The sequence below is a fragment of the Pseudobutyrivibrio sp. OR37 genome, assembly GCF_900113655.1.
Classification (GTDB): Bacteria; Bacillota; Clostridia; order Lachnospirales; family Lachnospiraceae; genus Pseudobutyrivibrio.
Genome location: NZ_FOQF01000051.1, coordinates 1 through 10,142, shown reverse-complemented (window position 1 = coordinate 10,142; position 10,142 = coordinate 1). Strand labels below are relative to the sequence as shown.

The following is a 10,142-nucleotide window of genomic DNA, read 5'->3' as shown; positions in this document are numbered from 1 at the left end:
TAATAAAGGTTTCGTTTCATTAAGAAACTTAAATGAATTTCAAGGATACATGTTTTAAAAACTTGTATTAATTCAAGGTTTGTTTCACTGTTCAGTTATCAATCTTCGTTTTGTTGTTGCCCTTAGCAGCAACTCGTTTATAGTATCACGATTGAAGCTTTTTGTCAACAACTTTTTTTATTTTATTTTCTCGAATTTCTTTAGAAACTCAAGGCTTGCTGTTCTTTCGAATCAGCTTGTAAATAGTAACATCTGACTGACATTTTGTCAAGCACTTTTTACTATTTTTCGTTGCCGATAATGAGTAGTAAAATCACACATTTGTTATGTTTGCTACCCGTTCGCGACAGCTTGTTTATAATATCAAACAGACCCTACACTGTCAACAACTTTTTGATATTTTTAAAGGATTTTTTTCAAAGCCTCAACAGAAGCTTCTGTGGTAGCCCAGCTGGTGGCAATTCTTATTACAGTATGGCTATCATCATACTTTTCCCAGAAGCCGTATGATACCTTCTGTCCGAAGGTTTTTAGGGCAGAGTTATCCATGATTACAAATATTTGATTGGTAGGATTTTCCATGTATAGATTGTAGCCTTTAGCTTTCAATTCTTTTCGTATTTCATCTGCACATTTAACTGCATGATTTCCCATTTGAGTATATAGATCATCTGTAAAAATGGCATCGAACTGTACTCCTAATAATCTACCTTTAGCTAATAGAGCGCCGTGCTGTTTGATTTGAGTAACCATGTGCTTAGGAGTGTTATGTTTAGTAAATACTACAGCTTCTCCAAATAGAGCGCCAACCTTTGTTCCACCAATATAGAATACATCAGATAAACGAGCTATATCTTCTATTGTTACATCCTTAGATGCAGCGAGGCCATAAGCTAATCTAGCTCCGTCAATAAACAAAGGAATCTGGTATTCATTGCATATAGAAGAAAGGGCCTCTAGCTCTGCTTTAGAGTAGAGAGTACCGTACTCCGTAGGAAAGGATATATATACCATTCCAGGATTAACCATGTGTTCTGCACTATCATCTGCATAATGATCCATTAAGAACTGTCTTAGTTCGTTGCTATCTAGCTTTCCTTCGTGACCAGGTAATGTTATAACCTTGTGTCCGCTGTATTCGATGGCACCTGCTTCATGGACTGCCACATGACCTGTGGATGCAGCTACTACTCCATCATAATTGGACAGCATAGAATCTATTACCGTTTGATTGGTCTGGGTGCCACCTACAAGAAAGTATATGTCTGCGTCAGGGCAATTGATATAGCTCTTAATCTTTTCCTTTGCCCTCTCACAATATATATCTTCGCCATAACCTGGAGTGGATTCCATATTTGTTTCAGTTAGAGCTTCTAAAACCTTTGGATGACAACCTTCTGCATAATCACATGAAAAATACAACATAACATTACCTCCTCAAATACCTGGATATACAAAAATAGGCAACCGCTTTCGCGATTGCCTTATGTAACGCAGAGGGTGGGATTCGAACCCACGCGCCCTTGCGGACAAACGGTTTTCAAGACCGCCTCGTTATGACCACTTCGATACCTCTGCATGTGTATCTCTCGAACACGAATAGTATAATATCATTGCCAACCCGTTATGTCAACTGAATTTCAGAAGTTTTTTCGAAAAATTTTATATTCAGAAAATTGTGACAATGTACCGATTTTACTGGCATTTTTAACAGTTGATTACTGCCTACTTTTTAGGATTGCTTCGCCAAAAGCAACGTCCTCTGGAGTAGTTACTTTAATGTTGGTGTAAGACCCTTCTATCATATGGACATCATGGTCTGTAGCCTTTTCTACAATCATTGCATCATCTGTTATAGATGTGTCTGCGTCAGCGATAATTTTATCATAGGCTCCACGAATAAGATTGTACTCAAAGCATTGTGGTGTCTGAACAATCCAGACATTTGATCTGTCTGGCGTATCCAGTACCTTTCGATGGGAATCGGTGAGCTTTACTGTATCCTTTGAAGGCATACCAACAACACATGATTCATATAGTGCTACCGCCGACATACATCTATGAATAATATCAACAGTCACGAAGGCCCTAGCGCAATCGTGAATCAAAACGTATCCATCATTTATAGCCTGAAGGCCAGCGTAGACAGAATTGTATCTTTCCTCTCCGCCTTCAACGATGGCTACGCATTTATCGATATGATATCTTTCGATGATTTCCTGACGGCATTTTTCTACATCACCTGGAGCAACAACAAGTACAATCTGTGTTACCTTGCTTTCCTGAAAGGTACGCAAACAATGCACCATAAGAGGTGCATCGCCAAGTCGCATATATTGTTTTGGAATGTCCTGTTCCATTCGCTTGCCACTACCGGCTGCAAGAACTATTGCTGTAAATTTGTTCATATTATCGTTCGCCTAATTTTAAATTTGGAATAGCATTTAAATCCCAACCATCGCGTTTGCCAGCTAGGAATTCATAGTAGGCCGCTGCACCTATCATGGCAGCGTTGTCAGTACATAGTATTGGTGATGGGTGATAGAATTTTACACCCTTTTCCTGGCACATTTTTTCCATAGCTGCACGGAGAGTTTGATTAGACGCAACTCCACCTGCGATAGCGAATTTATCCATGCCAAACTCATCAATAGCAAGTGCTGCATGATCGCATAATGTATCAATAACTGTCTGCTGGAATGAGGCCGCTATATCCTTATCGTTTACAGTTTCACCCTTCATCTGGGCGCCATTGATATAGTTGAGAACCTGTGATTTAAGTCCACTGAAGGAGAAATCATATACTCCATCTGAAACCTTTGGACGAGTAAAGGTGATAGCCTGAGGATTGCCCTCGTGCGCTGCCTTTTCGATTTTTGGACCACCTGGATAGCCTAAGCCTATAGCACGGGCTACCTTATCGAAGGCTTCTCCCGCTGCATCATCACGGGTACGTCCAAGTATTTCGTATTTACCATAATCCACTACTCTTACAAGATGAGTATGACCACCAGATACAACAAGGCATAAAAATGGTGGCTCAAGCTCTTTGTTTTCGATATAGTTGGCGCTGATATGACCTTCGATGTGATGAACACCAATGAGTGGCTTTTTCTGAGCAAATGCAATCGCTTTTGCTTCGGCAACACCAACCAAAAGTGCTCCAACTAAACCAGGGCCATAGGTAACAGCGATAGCATCCATATCCTCTAATGCCATATCTGCATCCTCAAGAGCCTGCTCTATAACCTGGTTGATTCTTTCTATATGTTTTCTTGATGCAATTTCTGGGACTACTCCGCCATAAAGAGTATGAAGTGGTATCTGTGTAGATATAACATTACTTCTAACATCTCTTCCGTTTATAACTACAGCTGCTGCTGTTTCGTCGCAGGAGCTTTCAATTGCAAGTATTTTTATTTCTTTAGTATCCATTTATTTCATCCTCTGTAGACAGCCTCCATGTGAGGATTTTCCAATTGCCATTAGAATCCTTTCTAAGGCAAAAATCTTCGTAGGTTCTATCGTAGGAGCTTCCTTCCCTAATAAAATAATAGGTGGTAAGGAAAGCGCAATCATAACCATTAACCTTTTTGTACTGAACTTCCTTTGAATCACTGACAGTACTTGAAACAATGACTCTACTACGATTTCGATAATCCTCAACCTCAAGAGCAAGGCTTGCCAAATATGTATCCTTTGGATTGTATTTTAATAATTCATCATCCATAAGCATTCTAGCCTGGTCTGCCATTTTTTCAAGCTCTTCTTGAGAATATTCCTCCGTATAGTAGGCTGTAATTATTCGATTATACCATTTAACAACTGCTCTCGGTGTAGCAGGATATTCCTTCGCAAAATTCTTCGATGTAATAGCTTGAACCTCTGAAAGTTCAACATTTGAATCTGCTGCTGCAGAATCATTTCGACGTGACAAATACGCATAGTACCCCACAACAAGTGTCACCATACAAATTATAGCAATTCCTATTCGTATCGCCTTTCTCATACTACTCCTCCGCAAAATCAAGCTCTAGAAACTTGCCGTCTTCCCCCAACTTGGCCTGTGGGAAAATATCGCAGACCGCTTTCATGTATCTTTTATGTCCCGTCATAGATGGCGAAAAATGTGTCAACCAAAGCTCGTTTACATTGGCATCCCTAGCCACCTTTGCTGCTTCATAAAATGTCATGTGCTTGTTTTGTCGTGCTTTTGCAAGCTTTTCCTCTTCTGCATACATCCCCTCGCAGATAAGAAGGTCTGAGCCTTCAGCAGCCTCCACCAAGGATTTTGTAGGTCTGGTATCGGTGCAATAGGTAACCTTAAGGCCCTTTCTTGCCTGTCCCATAACCATATCTGGTGTAAAGGTCTGGCCATCAAACTCCACTGTATTTCCCTTTTGGAGAGGATTCCACATGGTAACAGGAAGGCCTAGCTCTCTGGCTTTTTCTACATCAAACTTTCCTTTTCTAGGAATATCGATTGAATAGCCATAGCAAAGCACATTATGATTTACTTTGAATGCATGGATGTGGAACCCTAGGATTTCAAAGAATTCTTCATCCTGCTGCAATTCATGAAACTTTATCTCAAAGGGAAGTTCTGGGGCAATTACACGAAGTGCATTGACCACACGCTCTAGCCCTTTTGGACCAACAATTGTGACAGGCTCTGTTCTATCTGAGTTGCCCATGGATAGTAGGAAGCCTGGGAGACCACTGACGTGGTCGGCATGAAAGTGGGTGAGGCAAATCACTGAAATAGGATTTGGAGAGAAGCCTGCTTCTCTCAAGGCTACTTGGGTGCCTTCGCCACAATCTATGAGTAATCCTTCTCCATTAAATCTAAAGAGACAGGAGGTAAGCCATCTATTAGGAAGTGGCATCATGCCAGCTGTTCCCAACAAACAAACATCTAACATCTATAAATCCTTTCAAGTTACTTTAGTCTTTCTCTCGCTTGTTACGCTCACAATATCATATACTCTTCCAGTCGCTAAAATGCTCCTTTCAGAGTATATAATATTGTGAACTACAAGCTATTTTTAATCTTCTTATGCAGGCATATATTATATACGCTCAGTCGCTAAAATGCTCCTTGCAGAGTATATAATATTGTGAACTACAAGCTATTTTTAATCTTCTTATGCAAGCATATATTATATACGCCCAGTCGCTAAAATGCTCCTTACAGAGTATATAATATTGTGAACTACAAGCTATCTTTAATCGTCTTATGCCGGCATTTTCCGCTATACGTTATTCTTCCATACGATATGACATGCAGATGGCGTCTTCGATGGGGTTGGAATAGAAGTATTTGCGTTTGCCGATTTCTACGAAGCCGGTGTGGGTGTAGAGGGTGCGGGCAGGTGTGTTGCTTACCCTAACCTCTAGGAAGATTGTGTCTATGCCTTGGGCTTTTAAGAGAGCTATTGACTCACTCAATAAAGCTCTGCCGATACCCTGACCACGATATTTTTCAGATACTACGATATCGGGTAGTTCTGATTCGGGTGGAGTCAGGTAAAAAACGGCGAAGCCTGCGATGACATCAGCTTCGGCGGCCACCAGAATAAAGGCATGCTCCGAATTAATAGCCTCAAGGTAATTATCACGATTCCAAGGGGCGCTCATTGCTGCCTCTTCAATGGCAACGATAGCATCTACATCTGATTCTGTGGCGTATCTATATGTGAAAGCCATTAAGCTTTTCCTTCCTTTTCAAGACGCTCTCTTTCCGCCTGTGATAAACGTAAATATTCTGGGCGATGATCTGCTGCTGTGTCACATTCGCCCTGGGCATAATAAATTGAGCCAAGTGTTGCAACACTAGAGGCATGCTGACGATTAAGGTGAGCTGGAGCAAATCTGTAAGGCACTGTAAGTAGCTCCTTGATTAATTCCTCAAATACAGGGACGCCATCACCTAAGAAGGTAACAGCTTCTCCTCTAGCATTAATATCTGCTGCAATATCATGGAAATCTACTGCGCATTGTTCTCTAAGTACATTAAAGCTTCCATCTGATGCAAATGAATATAAGCCTGTGTATACCTGGCCACGTCTTGCATCCATGATTGGACAGATGATGCCAGTGTTGCCCCAAAGATTGAATGCTAATGCATCAACTGTAGGCACTGAAACGATAGGGCAGCCAAGTGATAGGCCAAGGCCCTTTGCTGTGGCTGATGCGATACGAAGGCCTGTGAAAGAACCTGGGCCTGCTGCAACAGCTATAGCATCAATTGAATTTAAGTCTAATTCTACCATGGTGCTTAAAGCATCAAGCATAGGTAGTAATGTTTGAGAGTGTGTTTTCTTGTAGCCTGTTGTGTACTCACCAATTAAATTGCCATCTTCAACAATTGCAACTGATGCAACAAGGCCTGAACCGTCTATTCCTAAAATCATCATGTTAAATACTTTCTACCGTAATCTTACGATAATCAAATCCTTTTTCTAAATTTTTCTCTATGGTAACACGTGTGTAGTTATCTGGCAAAATATCCTCAATAAGATTAGCCCATTCGATAAGAGATACGCCATCACCATAGATGTAATCTTCATAGCCAATTTCATCCATCTCTTCGATATCGCCTATACGATATACGTCAAAATGATAAAATGGCATACGACCACTATCGTATACCTGAACTATAGTAAAGGTAGGGCTACAGATAGGTTCATCTATTTCAAGGCCCTTTGCAAAGCCCTGGGTGAATACTGTTTTGCCTACACCTAAATCTCCTATGAGAGTAAATACCTGACCTGGATTGGCTGCTTTTGCAAGTCTGATGCCAAGCGCCTCTGTTTCTTCTGGTGAATTTGTTTCAATTATTTCTATCATTTTATTTGTAATTTATAATCCTCTACATGTGTTTTAATATATTCAACTATATCCTGATACTGGCCGCTGATATCAGCCTTTGGAAGGATATAGGCGTTTACCCTATTGCTGTAAATAAGCAGGTAGTCCTTCCAGGTAGCAACTTTATAAATGTATTGCCATGGAAGCACTGCAGGTTCTTCTGCTGATGGTGAAGAAATCCAAATGCCATCCTCCTTGAGCTCGTATGTGAGAGGAAATGAGAATACCTCCTGCTGCATCTGAGCCTTCACTCTAAGCTTGAGTGAAAGAGGAATATAGATCAAGAAAATCACCGCCATGAGCGGATAGAACAGCCTGTAAATAGGCGATAGTACAGGGAAGCGTAATATCCACACAACTATAAGAAGTGCAAACAATATTACTGATATTAATCCCTGCGAGGTACTATAAGTATGATGTAAATTGAAACGATATAAATCGTCCTCTTTTATTTTTACACTGAATTTAATATTCTGTCCCATATTCCATTAATCTCCCAATTATTTTTTATTTTATCATATTTTATAAGAAAATAAAAATAGAGCGAGTCGAAACCCCTAACGACTCGCTCTTATCCCATTTCTCCTAAAAAGCACATTGGCTGTAACTTTCTCTAACTAATGAACAGTATAGGAGTGTTGTTGATAATTGTCAATTGAAAAGACTGTTTGCATACACATTTTGTTGAATTATAACAATTTCAACATATTATTTATGTATATGATTACAATAAGGATACACCCTCATCCGTCTGCTGCGCAGACACCTTCTCCCAGAGGGAGAAGGCTATTTTTTATTAAGCTTCATAGTGAGGGCGATGCGGCCCTTCTTTTCATCTACGGACATTACCTCTACATCTACAATATCACCTACCGATACAACCTCAAGTGGATGTTTGATGTAACGGTCTGTCATCTGAGAGATGTGTACAAGTCCGTCCTGGTGTACACCGATGTCGATAAAGGCACCGAAATCAATTACGTTGCGGACTGTACCCTTAAGCTGCATTCCTGGCTTTAAATCCTTCATCTCGAGAACATCACTCTTTAAGATAGGCTTTGGCATATCCTCACGTGGATCACGACCTGGCTTTTCAAGTTCCTTTACGATATCCTCTAATGTCATCTCGCCAACACCAAGTTCTGTGGATAAAGCCTTAATATCAGAAATACTCTTGTGGATATCCTTAAGTGTACCTGCTGCAATATCCTTTGTATTGTATCCAAGCTTCTCTAAAAGAGCCTTTGCTGCATCGTAGCTTTCAGGGTGAACTGCTGTAGAATCAAGAGGATTCTTTCCACCTGTAATACGCATGAAACCTGCACACTGCTCGAAGGCCTTTGGTCCAAGCTTTGGAACCTTTTTAAGCTCTGCTCTGGAATTGAAACGGCCATTTGTTTCACGGTATTCTACGATATTTTTAGCAAGAGTTTTGTTGATACCTGAAACATATTCAAGAAGAGATGCTGATGCAGTGTTGAGGTCTACACCTACCGCGTTAACGCAGGTTTCTACAACACCTGCTAAGGTCTCATCAAGCTTTTTCTGGTTCATGTCGTGCTGATACTGACCTACACCAACTGACTTTGGATCAATCTTTACAAGCTCTGCAAGTGGGTCCTGAAGACGGCGTGCCATTGAAGTTGCTGAACGCTGTCCTACATCGAAATTAGGGAACTCTTCCGTAGCAAGCTTGCTGGCAGAATAAACTGATGCTCCTGCTTCGTTTACGATGATATATTCAACCTTTTCTGGAATCTCCTTTAACATATCAACAATGATCTGCTCTGACTCACGGCTGGCTGTACCATTACCTAATGAAATAAGTGATACATTGTATTTTTTGATGAGAGACTTAATAACCTTCTTTGTCTCCTCAACCTTGTTCTGTGGAGCTGTTGGATAAACTACTGTAGTATCAAGTACCTTTCCTGTAGCATCTACTACTGCAATCTTACAGCCTGTTCTGAAGGCTGGGTCCCAACCAAGTACGTTGCGGCCAGCGATTGGAGGCTGCATAAGAAGCTGTGTAAGGTTCTTTCCAAATACCTTGATAGCTCCATCCTCTGCCATCTCTGTAAGGTTGTTACGGATTTCATTTTCAATGGATGGTGCGATAAGTCTTGTGTAGGCATCTTCGATGGTTGAAGCTAATACCTGATTCGTATTTACGTTATCACGGCTGATAACCTTCTTTTCAAGGTAACGTAAAATATCATCTACAGGAGCTTCGATAGAGACCTTAAGAATCTTTTCCTTTTCACCACGGTTTAAAGCAAGGATACGATGGCCTGGAAGCTTTGCAACAGCTTCATCATAATCATAGTAATTTTCGTATACTGATTCTGCCTCGGCATCCTTTGCCTTTGAAACAATTCGACCATTTTTGAAGGTCTTTTCTCTAATCCAGGTACGATAATCCGCATCATCAGAAATAGATTCTGCAATGATATCACATGCTCCCGCTATAGCTTCTGCTGGAGTGTTGACATCCTTTTCAGGATTAAGGAAAGCCTGCGCCTCATCTTCAAGGGGCTTGTCTGTCATCTGAAGAATAATGATATTTGCAAGTGGCTCTAAGCCCTTTTCTTTTGCGATAGTTGCACGGGTACGGCGCTTTGGACGATATGGACGATATAAATCATCTACTGCAACCTGTGTGGTTGCCTCTAAAATTGCCTTTTTTAATTCCTCTGTTAAAAGTCCCTGCTCTTCGATTGATGCAAGGCAGGTTGCCTTCTTTTCTTCAAGATTACGTAAATACGTTAATCTTTCAGAGAGAGCACGAAGCTGTTCATCATTGAGACCGCCTGTTGCTTCCTTTCTGTATCGAGAAATAAATGGAACTGTGTTTCCCTCGTCAAGTAACTTAATTGCAGCATCAACCTGTCCTACACGAACCTGAAGTTCTGATGCTATCTGTTTAGTAATATCCATGTTGTAACTCCTCGTAATATATATTTTGTTACTAAGTTTTTACATTTATACAACTCCATCAATCGGTTTGGTTATGCTCATGATATTATTGACCTTGAGTCAATCAGGTAATAGTTCTTTCACTCCTTGTTGAGCCTTAATGGTTACTTCATTAATAGTCAGTTCCCCTGGCACGGAAGTTAACTTCAAACCCACTAGCTGTTTGTTAGAGTTCATGGTTTCCCATTGGCAGTTGGGTCGCAACAAATCATCTCTAACTGAATTCTTTTATGCGAGGTTGTTGATGCTCCGCGATCATGGGCATTACCAAACCGATTGATTCACCAATACACTGA

The 10,142-nt window shown here is 40.7% G+C and carries 10 protein-coding genes and 1 tRNA gene; all 11 read right to left on the bottom strand.

The genetic code is table 11. The features are described 5' to 3' along the window. Positions 1–402: 402 nt before the first annotated feature. The 11 genes from BM097_RS15330 to BM097_RS15280 all read right to left on the bottom strand — a co-directional run bounded on the left by BM097_RS15330 (position 403) and on the right by BM097_RS15280 (position 9,807). Complete coding sequence (locus tag BM097_RS15330) at positions 403–1,425, bottom strand: threonine aldolase family protein (RefSeq protein WP_090552396.1); 1,023 nt, start codon at positions 1,423–1,425, stop codon at positions 403–405. A 67-nt stretch (positions 1,426–1,492) separates the two neighbouring features. Continuing rightward, positions 1,493–1,578 (bottom strand) — tRNA-Ser (locus tag BM097_RS15325). Positions 1,579–1,718: 140 nt separating this feature from the next. Beyond that, positions 1,719–2,408, bottom strand: a complete 690-nt coding sequence (gene ispD / locus BM097_RS15320; protein ID WP_090552392.1) for a 2-C-methyl-D-erythritol 4-phosphate cytidylyltransferase — start codon at positions 2,406–2,408, stop codon at positions 1,719–1,721. A 1-nt stretch (position 2,409) separates the two neighbouring features. Then, positions 2,410–3,435, bottom strand: a complete 1,026-nt coding sequence (gene tsaD / locus BM097_RS15315; RefSeq protein ID WP_090552389.1) for a tRNA (adenosine(37)-N6)-threonylcarbamoyltransferase complex transferase subunit TsaD — start codon at positions 3,433–3,435, stop codon at positions 2,410–2,412. After that, on the bottom strand, positions 3,425–4,009 hold the full coding sequence (locus BM097_RS15310) for a DUF6715 family protein (RefSeq protein ID WP_090552385.1): 585 nt from the start codon (positions 4,007–4,009) through the stop codon (positions 3,425–3,427). The genes tsaD and BM097_RS15310 overlap by 11 nt, the downstream gene beginning before the upstream one ends. A gap of 1 nt (position 4,010) precedes the next feature. Continuing rightward, positions 4,011–4,922, bottom strand: coding sequence for a ribonuclease Z (locus tag BM097_RS15305; protein ID WP_090552381.1), 912 nt, complete (start codon positions 4,920–4,922; stop codon positions 4,011–4,013). A gap of 337 nt (positions 4,923–5,259) precedes the next feature. Next, positions 5,260–5,706 (bottom strand): ribosomal protein S18-alanine N-acetyltransferase, encoded by a 447-nt coding sequence (gene rimI, locus BM097_RS15300; RefSeq protein WP_090552378.1) that lies wholly within the window; start codon positions 5,704–5,706, stop codon positions 5,260–5,262. Beyond that, entirely contained in the window at positions 5,706–6,416 is a 711-nt protein-coding gene (gene tsaB, locus BM097_RS15295; protein WP_090552373.1) for a tRNA (adenosine(37)-N6)-threonylcarbamoyltransferase complex dimerization subunit type 1 TsaB, read from the bottom strand. The genes rimI and tsaB overlap by 1 nt, the downstream gene beginning before the upstream one ends. A gap of 1 nt (position 6,417) precedes the next feature. Next, complete coding sequence (gene tsaE / locus BM097_RS15290; RefSeq protein ID WP_090552370.1) at positions 6,418–6,849, bottom strand: tRNA (adenosine(37)-N6)-threonylcarbamoyltransferase complex ATPase subunit type 1 TsaE; 432 nt, start codon at positions 6,847–6,849, stop codon at positions 6,418–6,420. Continuing rightward, positions 6,846–7,352: a YcxB family protein gene (locus tag BM097_RS15285; protein WP_090552366.1), complete on the bottom strand. Its 507-nt coding sequence runs from the start codon at positions 7,350–7,352 to the stop codon at positions 6,846–6,848. The genes tsaE and BM097_RS15285 overlap by 4 nt, the downstream gene beginning before the upstream one ends. 304 nt (positions 7,353–7,656) lie before the next feature. Further along, on the bottom strand, positions 7,657–9,807 hold the full coding sequence (locus BM097_RS15280) for a Tex family protein (protein WP_090552362.1): 2,151 nt from the start codon (positions 9,805–9,807) through the stop codon (positions 7,657–7,659). Between the last annotated feature and the right edge of the window lie 335 nt (positions 9,808–10,142).